The sequence below is a fragment of the Roseateles sp. P5_B10 genome (assembly GCF_056400485.1).
The window spans coordinates 1-646 of record NZ_JBFULE010001529.1; the positions used below are offsets into that span (position 1 = coordinate 1).

General features: G+C 67.6%; 1 protein-coding gene. It reads left to right on the forward strand.

The window, feature by feature from the left end:
* Window positions 1-23 precede the first annotated feature (23 nt).
* On the forward strand, window positions 24-646 hold a 623-nt coding region (gene coaBC / locus AC1DU6_RS34415; RefSeq protein ID WP_477862960.1), incomplete at its 3' end, for a bifunctional phosphopantothenoylcysteine decarboxylase/phosphopantothenate--cysteine ligase CoaBC.

Consider the following 646-nt stretch of genomic DNA (forward strand, 5'->3'; position numbering starts at 1 on the left):
GATCTGGTGTTCAGGAAGCGTTGATGACATCACCACTGCAAGGCAAGCACGTCCTGCTCGCCATGACCGGCGGCATCGCCGGCTACAAGATCGCCGAGCTGACGCGCCTGTTCGTGAAGGGCGGCGCGACGGTGCAGGTCATGATGACCGAGGCCGCCGAGCAGTTCATCACCGCGGTGACCATGCAGGCCCTGTCCGGCCGGCCGGTCTACACCAGCCAGTGGGATGCGCGTCCCGACAACAACATGGCCCACATCAACCTCAGCCGCGAGGCCGATGTGATGTTGGTGGCGCCTGCGAGTGCCGATGCCATCGCCGCGCTGGCGCAGGGCAGGGCGGACGATCTCGTCAGCCTGACGGCGCTGGCCCGCCGCATCGCTGAGTGCCCGCTGCTGGTCGTGCCGGCGATGAACCGAGAGATGTGGGCTCATCCCGCCACACAGCGCAATGTCGCGCAGCTCAAGGCCGACGGCGCGACCGTCATCGGCCCCGCCAACGGCGACCAGGCCTGCGGCGAGATCGGCGACGGCCGCATGCTGGAGGCGCAAGAGATCTTCGACGACGTCGAGGCCTTCCTCGCGCCCAAGACGCTGCTGGGCAAGAAGCTGCTGATCACGGCCGGCCCAACCTTCGAGCCCATCGACCC